At 42.4% G+C, this 16,111-nt stretch carries 16 protein-coding genes; 5 read left to right on the forward strand and 11 right to left on the reverse strand.

Going from position 1 to position 16,111, the window contains the following annotated elements:
- Positions 1–141 precede the first annotated feature (141 nt).
- Positions 142–1,392 carry an MgtC/SapB family protein gene (locus tag F995_RS04220; protein ID WP_004645583.1) on the forward strand — a complete coding sequence of 417 codons (1,251 nt, stop codon included), beginning with the start codon at positions 142–144 and terminating at the stop codon, positions 1,390–1,392.
- Position 1,393: 1 nt separating this feature from the next.
- Here the strand turns inward: F995_RS04220 and tsaA are convergent, their stop codons facing one another.
- Positions 1,394–2,113: a tRNA (N6-threonylcarbamoyladenosine(37)-N6)-methyltransferase TrmO gene (tsaA, locus tag F995_RS04225; protein WP_004645584.1), complete on the reverse strand. Its 720-nt coding sequence runs from the start codon at positions 2,111–2,113 to the stop codon at positions 1,394–1,396.
- A gap of 105 nt (positions 2,114–2,218) precedes the next feature.
- Here tsaA and F995_RS04230 point away from each other — a divergent pair, with 105 nt between their 5' ends.
- Complete coding sequence (locus F995_RS04230; protein ID WP_004279005.1) at positions 2,219–2,998, forward strand: ferredoxin--NADP reductase; 780 nt, start codon at positions 2,219–2,221, stop codon at positions 2,996–2,998.
- A gap of 64 nt (positions 2,999–3,062) precedes the next feature.
- On the opposite strand, the gene F995_RS04235 is transcribed toward F995_RS04230, so the two are convergent.
- From F995_RS04235 to F995_RS04245, 3 genes are all read right to left on the reverse strand, one after another.
- Positions 3,063–3,245 (reverse strand): YgdI/YgdR family lipoprotein, encoded by a 183-nt coding sequence (locus F995_RS04235; protein WP_004279008.1) that lies wholly within the window; start codon positions 3,243–3,245, stop codon positions 3,063–3,065.
- 18 nt (positions 3,246–3,263) lie between these two features.
- Positions 3,264–3,515, reverse strand: coding sequence for a hypothetical protein (locus F995_RS04240; protein ID WP_004279009.1), 252 nt, complete (start codon positions 3,513–3,515; stop codon positions 3,264–3,266).
- A 171-nt stretch (positions 3,516–3,686) separates the two neighbouring features.
- Complete coding sequence (locus tag F995_RS04245) at positions 3,687–4,310, reverse strand: cation efflux transmembrane domain-containing protein (protein WP_004645585.1); 624 nt, start codon at positions 4,308–4,310, stop codon at positions 3,687–3,689.
- Between the two features lie 86 nt (positions 4,311–4,396).
- On the opposite strand from F995_RS04245, the gene F995_RS04250 reads away from it, so the two are divergent.
- The 3 genes from F995_RS04250 to F995_RS04260 all read left to right on the forward strand — a co-directional run bounded on the left by F995_RS04250 (position 4,397) and on the right by F995_RS04260 (position 6,607).
- Positions 4,397–4,807, forward strand: a complete 411-nt coding sequence (locus tag F995_RS04250; RefSeq protein WP_004645586.1) for a Cd(II)/Pb(II)-responsive transcriptional regulator — start codon at positions 4,397–4,399, stop codon at positions 4,805–4,807.
- A 133-nt stretch (positions 4,808–4,940) separates the two neighbouring features.
- Positions 4,941–6,350: a prephenate-dependent tRNA uridine(34) hydroxylase TrhP gene (gene yegQ, locus F995_RS04255; protein WP_004645587.1), complete on the forward strand. Its 1,410-nt coding sequence runs from the start codon at positions 4,941–4,943 to the stop codon at positions 6,348–6,350.
- Positions 6,351–6,352: 2 nt separating this feature from the next.
- On the forward strand, positions 6,353–6,607 hold the full coding sequence (locus F995_RS04260) for a YfhL family 4Fe-4S dicluster ferredoxin (RefSeq protein ID WP_004645588.1): 255 nt from the start codon (positions 6,353–6,355) through the stop codon (positions 6,605–6,607).
- Between the two features lie 250 nt (positions 6,608–6,857).
- On the opposite strand, the gene ahpF is transcribed toward F995_RS04260, so the two are convergent.
- From ahpF to F995_RS04295, 7 genes are all read right to left on the reverse strand, one after another.
- Positions 6,858–8,423: an alkyl hydroperoxide reductase subunit F gene (ahpF, locus tag F995_RS04265; protein WP_004645589.1), complete on the reverse strand. Its 1,566-nt coding sequence runs from the start codon at positions 8,421–8,423 to the stop codon at positions 6,858–6,860.
- A gap of 564 nt (positions 8,424–8,987) precedes the next feature.
- Positions 8,988–9,905: a hypothetical protein gene (locus F995_RS04270; RefSeq protein ID WP_004645590.1), complete on the reverse strand. Its 918-nt coding sequence runs from the start codon at positions 9,903–9,905 to the stop codon at positions 8,988–8,990.
- Between the two features lie 37 nt (positions 9,906–9,942).
- The gene (locus F995_RS04275; RefSeq protein WP_004645591.1) at positions 9,943–11,076 is read right to left on the reverse strand and encodes a toxic anion resistance protein; all 1,134 of its coding nucleotides are present in this window, start codon (positions 11,074–11,076) and stop codon (positions 9,943–9,945) included.
- Between the two features lie 16 nt (positions 11,077–11,092).
- A complete protein-coding gene (locus F995_RS04280; RefSeq protein WP_004645592.1) occupies positions 11,093–11,884 on the reverse strand; it encodes a hypothetical protein in 792 nt (263 codons plus the stop codon).
- A gap of 341 nt (positions 11,885–12,225) precedes the next feature.
- Positions 12,226–12,630 (reverse strand): nucleoside diphosphate kinase regulator, encoded by a 405-nt coding sequence (gene rnk, locus F995_RS04285; RefSeq protein ID WP_004279022.1) that lies wholly within the window; start codon positions 12,628–12,630, stop codon positions 12,226–12,228.
- A 508-nt stretch (positions 12,631–13,138) separates the two neighbouring features.
- Positions 13,139–14,389: a serine hydroxymethyltransferase gene (gene glyA / locus F995_RS04290; RefSeq protein ID WP_004645593.1), complete on the reverse strand. Its 1,251-nt coding sequence runs from the start codon at positions 14,387–14,389 to the stop codon at positions 13,139–13,141.
- A 154-nt stretch (positions 14,390–14,543) separates the two neighbouring features.
- Positions 14,544–15,791 carry an alpha/beta hydrolase gene (locus F995_RS04295; protein WP_004645594.1) on the reverse strand — a complete coding sequence of 416 codons (1,248 nt, stop codon included), beginning with the start codon at positions 15,789–15,791 and terminating at the stop codon, positions 14,544–14,546.
- Between the last annotated feature and the right edge of the window lie 320 nt (positions 15,792–16,111).

Below are 16,111 nucleotides of genomic sequence, written 5' to 3' on the forward strand. Positions count from 1 at the left end.
TCGAATGTACGTTTCTATTTCAATCTCAAAAAGAAAGTAAAGAATGGATTTGATCACTACTGCAACATTTTTGATCTATGCAAACCTGATCTCATCACATATATTTTTAAATAATCAACTCTTAGCTTGCTGAGGTCACAGATGGATTTGACTGCGGTTCCCCTGCATGCGCATTCTTTTCATGAACTGCTCACGATACTCACCTCGGCATTGGGCTGCGGCCTATTGATTGGTCTGGAGCGGGAACGGCATAAACAACGTGAGCAGCAACCGAGTTTTGCCGGCTTACGTTCCTTTGCGATCTGTGCTTTATTGGGCGCACTGTGTTTCCTGTTTGGAATCGTGATTGCTGTAATAGGTGCTTTGATCGTGGGTGGCATGGTCATTTTATCCATAAAAAATCAGCCAGATGACCCGGGCATTACCACAGAGCTTGCATTTGTGATGACCTATTTTATTGGCGCCATGTGTTTATGGAATATTCCTCTGGCAGCCGGTCTTTCTGTGCTCTTAACCGGTATTTTGATGGCCAAACATACCATGCACAATATTGCCGGAAAATGGATTAAAGAAGCCGAATTCAGGGATGGACTATTATTACTGGCCTTGATTTTGATTGGTCTGCCGCTTACCCCTGACCGGCCTTTTTGGGGCGAAGTGCTTAATCCTTATCTTATTCTCAAATTACTGACCTTAATTTTAGTGGTACAAGCTCTGGCTCATATTGCGAAACGCTTTTTCTCGACTAAAAATGCCCTGATGCTGTCCTCCATCGCTTCCGGTTTTGTTTCCAGTACGGCGACCATCGCTCAGTTGGGCTTACAGGTCCGTAAAGGTGAAATGGATGCACGATCGAATGCCGGTGCCGCGCTGATGTCCTGTATCTCGACTATTGTGTTGCTATTGATTGTGATCGGGGGCGTATCCTGGAGCTGGCTTAAAATCCTGCTCTTGCCCTCTTTAGTTGCCGTAATCCTTCTGGCAGCCTGTGCATTTTTATTATTGCGCAAGGCAAAACCTGCGCCGAGCATGGAATCGTCAGACAGCCAGATGTTCAGCTTAAAAGAAGCTGTGATTATTGCAGTCACATTAACATTGATTCAGGCTGGAGTTTACGGACTGGAGGTCTGGCTCGGGGATGCCGGCTTACTGGCCGGGACCTTGCTCGCCTCTTTATTCGAGATTCATGCCGCGATGGCCAGTGTCGTCGTTCAAGGCGATCCTTCAAATATGCGTCTGATTTATGCCCTGCTTTTAGGTCTGGGTGCTCATGCCCTGGCCAAGTCAGCCAATGCAGCTTTGACCGGTGGCTGGAAGTTTGTCCTTTATTTTGCGCCTGTGCAGATTTTGCATATGGCAGTGTTGATTGGGGTTTTGTGGTGGAACCTATAATCTAGGAAGGAATATGCTGGATAGCAACAATTAGCACTTGCTGAGCATGAATTTTGAAATGGATATCAACATTTGCAAACTTCATCCCATATACCCGTTCTTCATCTTCCTGATATGCAGGTCTTGGATCTAAAGATAAGACAGCTTCCAGTTCCTGAATAGTCTGCACAGAAATTTTTCCATTTCCTAGTAATTGTTGCTTTTGCTGCTCCGCTTCATCGCTCCAAATGACGGTTTTACGTGGTGGTTCATCCTGTGCATAACCGCTTTGTGCTTCAATGATGGCATCCGAATATTGAATATAAGGTTTGATATCGAAAATCGGCGTGCCATCCAGCAAATCACTCCCTGTCACATACACCCGAACATGCTTGCCCACCTTTTTCACTTCTTGGAGTTTGACCACAGATAAACCTATCGGTGATGGACGATACATGCTGCGCGTAGCAAACACGCCTATTTTCTTGTTACCGCCCAAACGCGGTGGACGCACTTGTGGACGAAACTGGCTGTTGTGCTGGTTTTTATTGTCATGAAATTGCCAGACCAGCCAAAGATGACTGAATTCTTCAATTCCCTCAAAGGCGAGCAGGTCATTATAAGGTCCGACCATTTCGATATAGCTTTCGACCTGAACCAGATTCGGCTGACGAGGAATACCAAATTTTTCTTTATAGGGAGAACGCATATAACCAATAATCGGCAGCGCAAGTTCAGTCATCATCACTTTTTTTGATAAGCTCAATTAAATATATTCAGTTTATCGAGAATGAATTTAGATTAGAATAGCAAGCTGTTCTAATTTGATAATTTATTGAGACCTTTAATGGCTGCTTTTAACGTCGAAAAGATTACTCACGTCCACCACTGGAATGATACTTTATTCTCTTTTAAAACGACTCGTGACACTGCTTTGCGTTTTAAAAACGGTCAGTTTGTAATGATCGGCCTTGAAGTCAATGGCAAGCCGTTAATGCGCGCATATTCAATTGCAAGCGCCAACTACGAAGAAGAGTTAGAGTTTTTCTCAATTAAAGTGCCGGATGGTCCACTGACTTCGATTTTACAGAAAGTCAAAGTCGGCGATGACATTTTGGTGTCTAAAAAGCCAACAGGTACACTGGTACTTGATGACTTAAACCCAGGTAAGAATTTGTATCTGCTTTCTTCTGGTACTGGTCTTGCACCGTTCCTGTCGACTATTCGCGATCCAGAAACTTACGAGCGTTTTGAAAAAATCATCGTGGTTCACGGTACCCGTTTCATTTCAGAACTGGCTTATCAAGATTTGATCCTGAATGAAGTGCCGAATCATGAATTCTTCTCTGAACTCGGCGCGAAAGAAAAATTGGTATATTACCCAACCGTAACCCGTGAAGAATATCCAAATCAAGGTCGTGTAACCACTGCGATTGAAACCGGCGAACTGTTTGAAAAAATCGGTCTGCCACGTTTCAACCCGGAAACTGACCGTGCCATGTTATGTGGTAGCCCGGCATTCCTAGATGACGTTGCTGCGCTTCTTGACCAACACGGTCTGAAAGAATCTCCAAAAATGGGCGTTCTAGGTGACTACGTGATTGAACGTGCATTCGTAGAAAAATAAGATTTGCTAAACTAAAAAACCGGACTTTTAAGTCCGGTTTTTTATTGGAACCATCACTAAATAATTAACGATCGCGACCTTCCTGGTTTGCAGAACCTGAACAGCCTGCGCCACCTGCAATGATGAAACCCGTTTGCGCTTTACATGAACCAATCATACGGCCATGAGAGTCAAATGTAGTTACTGACGATGCACAGCCCGTCAATACAACAGTCGCTACAAGTGCAATAAGTGCTGATAATTTCATGATATTCCCCTTTATTATTTACGGTTTTAAATTAATCTGATTTTGACTTGGTGGCGTTGGTAACAGGCCTGTATTCGCATCTGGCGTATTGTAATTCACACCTAAGGCATCGCCTGAACCACTACAATGTGCACTTGCGGTCGAAAGTAGGCCACGCGTCGCCATACATGAACCGATGATTTTTCCTGTTGCATCATAAGTCACGACTTTGGAACTACAAGCGGCTAGCCCCGATATTGCCAATATTGAAAAAATTTTAATTAAATTCACATTAACCCTCGCACGATGCAAAAAACTAAATTATTAAAATTTATGTATATTTTCTGAATTTCGCCAGAGATTCTAATTTAATTTGTTTATTTGTAAAGCTTTATTTTTCAAATATTATAAAAATGGAAATAAATAAAAAGCTGCCCTGCAGGACAGCTTTAAATATAAAAATTAGCTGGATTTATGTTTAAGTGATCTTTCTTCCAGAGACTGCTTAATCACTTGATAACCTGATGTGATGCCGAGTGTAGCGATAATTACAGCCACAATAACATCCGGCCAAAGACTGCCTGTACCAAATACGCCTACGGCTGCCAAAATGACCGCAAAGTTGCCAATTGCATCATTGCGACTACAGAGCCAGACCGACCGCATATTGGAATCACCTTCACGAAAAGCATAAAGAATTGCTGCTGTAAATACATTCGCTACTAAGGCCAGTACACCAATCAGGCCCATTGTCAGTGCTTCAGGTGGAATGCCTTGCAGATAGGCGTAAATCACTTTGCCAATCACTACCAGACCAAACAATGCCATGGTCATTCCCTTTACCAAAGCGACTGTTGCCCGCCAATACAGACTCGCACCAAGTACAGCCAAAGAAATCCCGTAATTGACGGCATCACCAAAGAAATCTAGCGCGTCTGCCCACAAGGCTGATGAATGTGCATATGCACCACCGATCAGCTCCACTACAAATAAAGTGAAGTTTACCAGCAAGGCAATCCATAGCGCTGCTCTAAATTTGCTGTTGGGCTTGATGGGTGCCGGTTCAGGACTACAACTACAGGCCATATAACTCCCCCGATGATTTTTTATCTAAAATACGATAAATTGATTAGAAACTATGGACTAACTCCAAGGTCAAGCATGAGGACGATATGTCAGTTTATTTGATTTCAGAAATGGCCAAAAAGACTGGTCTAAGCACCGATACCTTACGTTTTTATGAGAAAAAAGGCTTTATTCAGCCGAATTTTCGAGCAAGTAATCAGTATCGTTATTATGGTGAAGACGCATTAAAAAGACTGCTTTTTATCAAGCGTTGTCGGGCCTTGGACATGTCGTTAAAAGAGATTGAAACCCTGATTCAACTTGAACAAAATCCTGAGCAGGAGTGCTATGCCGTCAACCAGCTGATTGATCAACATCTTTCGGATATTTCAAATAAAATTAAAGAATTACAGATATTTGAACAGCAACTGATCACACTGAGAGAAAGTTGCAATACCCCGACCACCATTGATCATTGCCAGATTTTAAAAACGCTTGAAAACCCTGAAAATGATTGAATGTTGAAGACATTTTATGGAGGATTCTCTACTTAAAATAAAACTTTGTTTTACCTCAAAATGGCGTATTTCCGAGTGATTTACTAGGTTGAATCCAAATTCCAGATGATTAGAATAAAACCGTACTTTTTATATGTCTTTCGATTTGATCATGAGCATTACCACTGTTACCGAACTTCTCTCACCTGCTGGCTCACTGAAAAATATGCGCTATGCCTTTGCTTATGGTGCAGATGCAGTCTATGCCGGTCAGCCGCGTTATAGCTTGCGGGTTCGGAATAATGAATTTGACCATGACAATCTCGCCATTGGCATTAAAGAAGCACATGAACTCGGCAAAAAGTTCTATGTGGTGGTCAATATCCAGCCACATAACTCCAAGCTGAAAAATTTTATTCGTGATTTAGCGCCTGTAGTGGCGATGCAGCCAGATGCGTTGATCATGTCCGATCCAGGTCTGATCATGCTGGTGCGTGAACATTTTCCAGAGATGGATATTCACTTGTCTGTTCAGGCCAATGCCGTGAACTGGGCAACCGTGAAATTCTGGAAAAATATGGGCCTGACCCGCGTGATTCTGTCACGTGAATTGTCGATTGAAGAAATTGCAGAAATCAAACAGCAAGTGCCCGATATGGAGATTGAAGTCTTTGTTCATGGTGCACTGTGCATGGCCTATTCTGGCCGTTGCATGCTGTCAGGCTATATGAACAAACGTGATGCCAATCAGGGTGCCTGCACCAATGCCTGCCGCTGGGAATATAAAGTGCTGGATGCTAAGGAAGATGAAACCGGTGATGTGATTCCAGTGAAAAATCTGGATTCAGGCTGCTGCTCCAAAGATGCCGACGAACAACACATGCAAGAACAACATCAGTTTGATGAGCCTGTGTTATTGCAGCGGAATGATGAAGATATGTTTGCCGCAGAAGAAGATGAACACGGCACTTATTTTATGAACTCGAAAGATCTGCGTGCAGTCCAGCATGTAGAGCGCTTAACTAAAGTGGGTGTGCATTCACTGAAAATCGAAGGCCGTACCAAGTCTTATTTCTATTGCGCCCGTACTGCTCAAATTTACCGTAAAGCGATTGATGATGCGCTTGCGGGTAAACCTTTTGATCCGTCACTGATGACACAATTGGAAGGCTTAGCGAATCGTGGTTATACCGAAGGTTTTCTACGCCGCCATGTGCATAGTGAATATCAGAATTATGAACATGGTTCTTCCAGTTTTGATCATCAAATTTTCTGTGGTGAAGTACTGGAGCGCAATGGAGATTACATCAAGATCGATGTGAAAAACCGTTTTATCGTCGGTGACTCACTCGAACTGATGACGACTAAAGGCAATATCACTTTCAATTTAACCGAAATGAAAGACAAAAAAGGTAATCTGATCGAAGACGCCAAAGGTTCAGGTCATATCGTTGAGATTCCAGTTCCGGCAGATGTTGATATGCAATATGCCCTGCTGATTCGTAATCTGCCAAGCTCGACTATGGATATTTCGGCATCTTCACTGGCTTATCAAGCGAGTTAAATATGGCACTACTAATTACCGACAAATGCATCAATTGCGATATGTGTTTACCGGAATGCCCAAATGACGCGATTTATGAGGGTGCGAAAGTTTATGAAATTGATGTGAACCGTTGTACAGAATGCGTCGGTTTTTATGAGCATCAGACCTGTGTAGATGTCTGTCCGATTGAATGCATTGTTCCACATCCGGAGTATCGGGAAACACAAGAACAATTACTGGAAAAATTTAAGGGTTTGAACTTATTTAAATCTTAAAAATGAAGCGATGGAATAAACATTGCTTTATATAAAAACAACCTTGGGGAAAGTATAAAAATAAGGGTTGAAAACAAAAACTGTGCAGAGGAAAGGAACAGCTGAAAGTGCGTGGGGACACTTTTGGCTGTTCCAATAATAAATATAAAAAAAGGAACTCGGGTGTTAGCGTCCTGAGTTCCTATAAAGCGATAATAATGTATTGATAAGATATAGCACCTCGGTTTTGGGGAACCCAGGTGCTATTTTTTTATTGTCCTGAACGGATGATGTAATCAAAAGCAGACAGTGACGCCTTGGCACCTTCACCGGTGGCAATGATGATCTGCTTGTACGGCACTGTGGTACAGTCACCCGCTGCAAATACACCTTTGACATTGGTTTCGTTGCGGTCGTTAATCACAATCTCGCCACGGTTGGTTAGCTCAACAGCTGTTTCTTTCAGGAAATCCGTGTTTGGCAACAAACCGATCTGCACGAAGATCCCCGCAAGTTCTACCGTATGCTCTTCATCAGTCGCACGGTCTTTATATTTCAGACCGGTCACCTGTGAACCATCACCCAGCACTTCAGTCGACAAGGCATTCTTGATCACGGTGGTATTCGGCAAGCTGTTCAGCTTGTCTTGCAACACCTGATCCGCACGCAATTTGGTATCAAACTCCACCAGGGTGACATGCTCTACAATCCCTGCCAGATCAATCGCGGCTTCAACACCCGAGTTACCACCGCCAATCACCGCGACACGTTTGCCTTTGAACAGTGGGCCATCACAGTGCGGACAGTAGGCTACACCACGGGTTTTGTATTCCTGCTCACCTGGAACATTCATCTCTCTCCAGCGTGCACCGGTCGACAGAATTACAGTTTTCGATTCCAGTTTGGCACCATTCGCTAAAGTCACTTCCACCAGACCATTGGCCGTTTCGTCTGCCCCTTTGATATCAGACACACGTTGCAGGTTCATGATGTCGACACCATATTCACGCACGTGGGCTTCCATTTCCGCTGCAAACTTCGGACCTTGAGTTTTTTGTACAGACGTAAAGTTTTCGATGTCCATGGTATCCATGACCTGACCGCCCATACGTTCAGCCACGATCCCGGTTTTAATGCCTTTACGTGCTGCATAGATTGCAGAGGTATTCCCAGCAGGTCCACCACCAATCACCAGGACATCAAAGGCGTCTTTGGCATTCAGCTTTTTAGCATCTTTGGTAGCGGCATTGCTATCCAACTTGGCAATGATTTCTTCCAGCGTCATACGACCCTGACCTATATGCTGGTTATCCTGGAACACCATCGGAACCGCCATGATTTTGCGTTCTTCTACTTCTTCCTGGAAGAAAGCCCCATCAATCATGGTCGCTGTAGTGCCCGGGTTATAGATGGCAATCAGGTTGAGTGCCTGAACCACATCCGGACAGTTATGGCAGCTTAACGATACAAATACATCGAAATTAGATTGAACCCCCAGGCTCTTGATATTTGCCAGTACTTCATCCGAGACTTTTGGTGCATAACCTGAGGTTTGCAGCAATGCCAGAATCAGCGAAGTGAACTCATGGCCCATTGGCAAGCCTGCAAAGAACACCCGTGGCTCTTCACCGGCCTTGGCAATCCCGAAACTTGGCGCACGTGCATTGGTCCCGTCAAAGCGTGCAGTCACCAGATCAGACAGTGCAGCAACCTCGGACACCAGTTCTTGGATTTTGGCTGATTTGTCAGAACTATCCAGAGTGGCGACCAGTTCAATTGGGCCTTCCAGGCGTTCTAATAAGGTTTTAAGTTGAGCTGAAGTATTTTGGTCTAACATTGCTAACGTCTCCAAAGGAGTAAATGTTTATTTGATAACAGGATATTAAATGAATTGAATAAATAGGTAAAACAGTTTGTTTTTATTTTATTGATCGGTATTTTAGATTATTAATCCAGTTATAGACTTTATGCTGCCTTGTTTTTATTTTTGGGCTATATAGAGCAAGTTGAATAGGTTGTCTTAAAAATAGCGTTGAAATTCCATCAAAAAATGCTCCCTGTTCAGGTAATGCCAGGCCAGTCAGTTAAGCAATTGACTGGCATTTTTTTTAAATTCAAGATTATATTTGATAGGTAGCAAAGTCATCCGCAACTGTTTGAGGCAGGACTACATTAAAAAATGATTGTTTTTGCGACAAATTTACTAAGGGATAGTGGCTGACGAGTTTTGCGGATGACAAATGCTTTTGGTTACTTTGGGCGAAACCAAAGTAACAAGTGATATTGCAAGTATTTGATTTAAAAAGTTAAGACTCTTTCATAAACGACTGAAAAGCTAAAGAGTCTATTTCTAAATTCCTTAACTGATCAGCATTACCCTATTCAGGAGCATTTTGGGAAATTAATGAATCCGCTGTTCGATACGCAGAGAACGACCCTTGATTGAGTTGGCCAAGAAAAACAAGATTAGGCTAAGTAGTGCCGATAAAATAGCAACACCAATAATAACCAGATTCGTGATCTGACTTAACTGATCCGCCTGTTGTACCTGCGTATTTACACTCTTGGCGACTGGTGTCATGGCTTGACCATAGACCTGTTGCTGCATGGTCCAAATTTGTTCAGGCTTGAAACCATATTGTTCAAATTTAGGATCCTGTTTTTCTGCTTCAACCAAATTTAAAACATAAGGTTTTGCGGCAGATAAATCTTGAGGCTTATGCAGCAATGCCGTTTGCGCCAGTAAATAAGATTTCACCGGTGCTGCAATCTCTGAATCAGCCAGATAACGGGCGATTTCACTGTCATTGATATTGCTGTCGTAATACACTACTTGCTGATAAGCATCATCCCGATCATTACGTAGATCATGCTGCCAGTAAGTCAATCCTGACCAGATCACGATAAAAGCAATCAGCCAAGCGACAAATTTCAGCACAAAAGACTGAAAGCGTACATAAAAGAAACGCAACTTTTTCAGTAAGCCAATCACAAAAAATGCGCCGATAAAAGAGGCAAAAATTTTAATAATCAGCCAGCCAAACCAGCTCAGCAAACTAAAAAAATAATCCGGACTATCACCAATGCTGGCCAGTGTGGCATCTACACTGACCGGTAAATGCAATTGCTGTACTTGGGTACTCAGGCCAAAAAAGCCATAGACCAGTTCCTGCTGGAAAAATAGGCTGATCAATGAGGCTATAAATATGGTAGAAGTAGTCAAACCCAATAGCATCAAATTGCGTTGACGTTTCTTGAGTGCAACTACCCCCTGCTTGATGTCCTGAGGCTTAACGGCGTATTCATCTAAGGGCGGCAATCTCTACTCCTTCTTTCAGATTTTGGCCCTACCTGATTTAGTTGGGCGTGGATCCACTGGTACTTGATTCAATCACCAAATGATTCAGATTATCTTGCAGAGCTTTCAAACGCACGGTTGCTTCTGTGCGTTTTTGTACACCTTCTTTCTGGATCTGAATCACATCATTTACAGTTTTAATGAGGGTATTTTGCACATGTTCAAGCGTTTCGATGTCAATCACCGAGCGCTGGTTGGCTTTAGCAGTATCGACCGAGTTCTGATGTAACAGTTCAGCATTACGGCGCAGCAGCTCATTGGTGGCATCATCAATGGTATTGGCCAGCTGTACACTGTTCTTCTGTTCGCTCAATGAAATTGCGAGACTGATCTGATTTTTCCACGCCGGTAAAGTAATGTTTTTGATCGCATAGAACTTGTCAACCAGCATCAGGTTATTCGACTGGATAATCCGGATCATTGGCAAGGTCTGCATCGCAGATTGCTGCAGTACCTGTAAATCACTGACACGTTTTTCCAGATTATTGGCCAGATGGTTCAGGTCATAAATTTTCTGGGTGGTGCTCTGATCTTGCGGCAAGGCGGCTAAAGCGGAAATTTCCTGTTGCAGCTCCTGTTCGCGTAAACGTCCTGCGGCGATATGTACCCCGAGCTGTTTATATTCATCCTGTACCCCGTCAAACATTTTATCCAGGGTATCAACACGTGCTTTCAAACCGGATTGCGAGGTTTCAATCTCTTTCACCAGTACATCTAGCTGCTCTTTAGTGGTATTGAAATGCGCATCAAAGTTATCTTTCGCACCTTTGAATTTGCTAATGATATTGCCAAAAAAACCCGAACTTTTCTTTTTATTGAGAATACTGCTGGTATTCAGCTGCTGAGCCACCTGTACCACCTGATTCAGCTTCTGTCCTGTCGCATCCAGATCTCTATTTTGCACCAGATTCAGTAATTCATCGGTATAGGTCGAAGTTTTGGTCGCAATATTTTTGCCATATTCAGCCACGCTGTTATGACTCATGTTCTGCAACTCTTTACGTGCAGCCAGCACCTCCTGAAAGTCAGCAGGCTGTAAGCCCAGTTCTTTCAGGTCCATTTGCTGGAATTTTTGTTCGACCAGTTCATTCGAGCTTTCAACAGGTAAATTTACTAAATCAGACTTGGTCATAGTTCACCTTATATTGTTATGTTTTCGAGGGTTTCTCGAGGGATTTTTTTAACGTTTTAATCAGACTCTCACGGCTATTATCAAGTTTTTCCAGATCACTTGTCGAGTGTTTCGTCTGGCTTTGTTTGACATGATATTGCCAGGCCGGAATCAAGACCTGCTGTGCTTCCTTAAAGCGATCCAGCAGGCTAAAGGAAAGCTGCTGCGAAAGCTGCATCTGGGTAATGGCGATGTCATTACTGCTTTGCAAGGTACGTAAGGTATTAATTTTCTTGGAGAGGCGTTCTGAAAAATTATCCAAGGGATGCTGGTTTTTGACGAATAGCGGATATTCAGACAGAAACTCGTCTGCTGCGACAATGTGCTTGGCCATCTGTTCGCGCAACCCCAAAAGCTGCTGAAAACGTGACTGCGATTTCTGAATTTCAATCTGCAATTTACGGCTTAAGTGATCGGCCTGATCCAGCAAACGGTCCAGCCGTTGATAATATTCCACCTGACTTGAGCCATAATCCAGATCGATGCCCAGCCATTTCTGTAGAGCATTAAATTTACGTTTTTTCAGATATTTTTTAGATTCTGCCAAGGCATGAATCAATTGCTCAATGGTCTGGCTTAACTGTTGGGTCAAGTGCGGATCTACACCATTCAGTAGAACGGACTGTGCCTGAATCAGAGCATCTGCATAATGATTCAGCCCATATTGATTATCCAGTACAGGCACAAGCTCATTACGCTTAATCGCCAGAATTTCCTCACGATCAAGCATCATGTCAGTCAAGGCAGGTAGAGCTTCAAAGCGCGACATGGTTGAGGCGATATCCTTTAAAAAAGTGAAACAAAGAAGTCTAGAACATCTTCGAATGTAGCAAAAAAACAGACCGCGTTGTGTATATTTATCCAGAAATTCGTTACATCACTTTAACTAAATCCATGTTTTATCTTTATTTTAATTATGGTTTTGGCAATACGATTCAATTGCAGAGATAAATGACTACATTGCATTTTGAGAATTATTTAACTTTAAGCATTTAGAACTTTAAAATGTATTCAATCTGATCTAAATGCTTACAACATCAGGTTTTACTTAAAATCCATATACAAAAAAAGCCATATTGCTATGGCTTTCAAGGATGATCCAACGCTGGCTTAAAGATAATCCCCTTCGCTCTCCGGCTGAAACAGCACTTTTTCAATGGTCACTTTCATGGTATTACCATCCGGTTGTGGCCATTCAATGGTTTGACCTTCTGCTAAGCCCAAAATGGCTGCACCTATCGGTGCGATGACATTGACCTGCCCCTTTTCACCTTTAAATTCGTGTGGGTAAACCAGTGTCACCTCAACAGCTTCCGTAGAAGGTGCAATGGTCAATAACACACGGGAATGCATGGTCACGATATTGCTTGCGATCGCTTGCGGCTCGACCACTTCGGCACGTGCCAATTCATCCTCTAAGCGGATCATGGTTTCACTCAGCTTGCTCTGATTCTCCAGCATCGTTTCCAGACGATGTAAATCTTGCTCAGATAAAATAATGTTGGGTTTAGTCATCCTTATTACCTTGTTTAATGCATAAATCAAAAATTAATCAATCAACCGCCAGCAGCATTTTTAAATACAGGATTTACCCATATTCAAAAATGCTACCGATCCATATAACATTTAAATAAAAAGAATGATGTCATTCACAGCGCTTATATCAGCACCACCTTACAGTAACATGGGATTCACTCAAGCGCTCCATCTACTATGATCTTCAGCTCAATAACCTATTAGTTTTTAAAGTGTCAGGTTCTGAAAATAATTCCTGTAAATAATTTCAAGCAAAGCGTGCAACGAATGCATCCATTCTTTTAAAGCATTTAAAAATACAAATAGTTGATAAAAGACTTTAAGCCAGATTGAGAAAAACTCAATATGATTTTATTGATGACTCAATCTCTTGCGGCAAGGAAATTGATCTATGTAAGTCCGATCAAGTCCAAACATCTTTTATATCGTTATTTTTACAGCTATAAAAAAAGCTCCCGGTTGGGAGCTCCTTTCCGTTTATAAGCAATTATGCATAAACTGGGAATTTAGCACATACCGCTGCAACTTTTTCTTTCACCGCGTTGATAACAGCTTCATCGCCTTTCGCATCCAGGATGTCAGCGATCCAGCCTGCAAGTTCACGTACTTCAGCTTCGCCGAAACCACGAGTGGTTACTGCAGGTGTACCGATACGGATACCTGAAGTGACGAACGGAGAACGTGGATCGTTTGGTACAGAGTTTTTGTTCACAGTGATGTGAGCAGCACCCAACCAAGCATCAGCTTCTTTACCTGTAATGTCTTGCTTGATTAAAGACAGCAAGAACAAGTGGTTTTCAGTACCACCAGAAACTACATCATAACCACGAGCGATCAATACTTCAGCCATTGCTTTCGCATTTACCACAACTTGTTGTTGGTAAGCTTTGTATTCAGGTGCCATTGCTTCTTTAAAGCAGATTGCTTTTGCAGCAATTGCGTGAACCAAAGGACCACCCTGGTTGCCTGGGAATACAGCTGACTGTAATTTTTTCTCGATTTCTTCGTTTGCTTTCGCAAGGATTAAACCAGAACGTGGACCACGAAGTGTTTTGTGAGTCGTCGTCGTCGTAACGTCAGCAATTTGCACCGGGCTTGGGTAAACGCCAGCAGCAACTAAACCTGCAACGTGAGCCATATCAACAAACAGATAAGCGCCAACTTTGTCCGCGATTTCACGGAAACGCTGCCAGTCAACGATCTGGCTGTATGCAGAGAAACCAGCAACGATCATGCGTGGCTTATGCTCAAGCGCTAAACGCTCAACTTCTTCGTAATCGATCTCGCCAGTTTCAGGGTTTAAACCGTACTGAATCGCATTATATGTTTTACCAGAGAAGCTTACTTTTGCACCGTGAGTCAAGTGACCACCGTGAGCAAGGCTCATACCCAGAACTGTATCGCCCGGGTTCAGAAGCGCTAAGTAAACTGCTGAGTTTGCTTGTGAACCAGCATGTGGCTGAACGTTAGCATAATCAGCACCAAAGAGTTCTTTAGCACGGTCAATCGCCAATTGTTCGATAACGTCTACATACTCGCAACCGCCATAGTAGCGTTTACCTGGGTAGCCTTCCGCATATTTGTTAGTAAGTTTTGAACCTTGAGCTTCCATAACTGCTGGTGAGCAGTAGTTTTCAGAAGCGATTAGCTCAATATGAGCTTCTTGACGAGCATCTTCATTCGAGATTGCTTGAGCTAATTCTGGATCAAATTCAGCGATAGAGATATTGGCAAACATTAGCGAGGTCCTATTGATTTAGGGCTTTTAAGCCGTGCTAAGATTGGCGCGTATTGTAGCATGAAGTTTTAAATTTTCGATCATGAACTTTATTCAGTTTGCAATAAAAATGGCTCATATCTAAAAAAACATGAGCCATTCAGATAAAAATAAGTTATTGAATTGGCATTAGAGATTTTACATCTGAAATAATATTAGGAATATTCAGTGCATAGACGCTACCATGATCCCATTTAGTCGCATTTGACTCATCCGTAATATAACGTACTGAAGTTTGTTTCTGATTGGCGAGTGCAACCAAAACATCTGTTGCTGCTTTCGGAACGGTACTATCTGCTGAACCCTGATAAATAATCACTGGCGTAGAAACTTTAACAAGTAAAGGCTGAGAATCTTTTTCTAAGAAGCTCTTTACGACTGGAATACTCATAAAGTTAGTTTGAGTACGAGGATAATTATTTACTGAGTTATTATTTGATTGTGCATAAGCATACATTGCAGTACCAAATTTCTGGCCTAATACATCATAGCAATCAGTTTCTGTATTTTTCGCGATTTCGTCGGTTGGTGTTTTAAAAATCTGACTATATTGCAAATTTGGGTTCGGGTTACGCAAACCGGCAACAATCAATGCAGTAAAGGTATCTAAAGATGCTAAAGTTCCAATTTTTTTATCCAGATTTGTTTCTTGTCCCGCCTGTTGTTCACCTCCTGTCAAAATCAGATTGAAATTTGAAGCCGGTGCTAAAGCTACCGTACCTTTATAGGTCATCTTAGAAGCACGTGCTGCATATTGCGCAGCACCTAAAGCTGCCTGGCCACCTTGAGAATGCCCTACTGCAACCCATTGATTGGACGCTTGTGAACCTAAATAATTTCGTGCAGCCACAACTGCATCAGTAATAGAATAAGCTTCACTTTTCAGATTCAAGAAAGGATGAAGTTCTTTTCCACTTGGCTCTCCTAAACCTTCATAATCGGGTGCAACGACCACATATCCCGCTTGAAGAAATCCAGCAATCATATTCCTGATAAAAGGATTCAGTGCATTTCGACTTGGTGCACATTGGTCAGCAACGCCAGTCGTGCCATGAGCCCATGCGACGATCGGCCATCCCTTTGCTGGTGGTGTTCCCTCAGGGGTGAACACCAATGCAGTCGCTTGTGTTTCTTTACCATTAATCCCTAACATCTTATAAGTCATGATCACACTTTCGTCAGCGATCCCGGCGAAATCCGTTTCAGTATAGGCCACCGGGGTTGCCACCACCGGATTGTCTATATCATTTACAGGAAGAGCAGGTTTGGACTCGTAAAAACGATCATTATCACTATCATCGTTACAAGCAGTTAAGGCCACACTTAATGTGAGAAGAGTACAGGTCAATACTTGACGTTTCATCGATCTTATCCTTATCTTATTTATTATCATCTCTAATGAGTTTTTCTGGTTTTATCTTTAACAAACGATAAAACCACATGTAATTTCCCAATTTATCTAAACAATATCAAGAAAAGAATGCGTTATTTTTTCTATTAAATTCGCACCGGTTTAGATTTATTATGAAATCAACAAACTTTAAAATAGAGAATTTCTCCTCTCCAGAACTATACAAATAGTCGTCATACGTTAAAAAGCCTGCAATTAATACAGAAATAAAGCAATTCAATTGTCAGTTGCAAAATAATAATGTTAGATTTTACTCTCCTCTCTTTTTCAGG

Origin of the sequence: Acinetobacter sp. CIP A162, assembly GCF_000367905.1 — a bacterium.
Lineage (GTDB): Bacteria > Pseudomonadota > Gammaproteobacteria > Pseudomonadales > Moraxellaceae > Acinetobacter > Acinetobacter lwoffii.